We start from the raw sequence: 237 nt of genomic DNA, 5'->3' as shown, positions 1-237 counted from the left end.
TAGCTTTATCTACTTCCTCTTCATCAGTTTCAAAATAAAATTTCCCTTTTTGATTGTTGATGGTAACCTCGTCGTCATCCATATTTATATTAAAAGGATTACCAGCTTGTGGGCTAAAAAACCCAATAATACTGGACAATAAAAAGTAAATAATAGAGACACTTAAGAAAAACCGAAACGGGTTGCTATACTTTAAACGTGGTCCGTTGATGTAATTTCTAGTAATGGTGCCAGGCT

1 protein-coding gene is annotated in these 237 nt (G+C 34.2%); it reads right to left on the bottom strand.

The features are described from left to right. A partial coding sequence (locus tag ACY2RS_RS15870) for a DUF3667 domain-containing protein (protein WP_490099623.1) occupies positions 1–237 on the bottom strand: 237 nt, incomplete at both ends.

The sequence above is a fragment of the Patiriisocius sp. 208BN25-11 genome (assembly GCF_058147145.1).
This window is presented reverse-complemented; position numbering and strand designations above follow the sequence as displayed.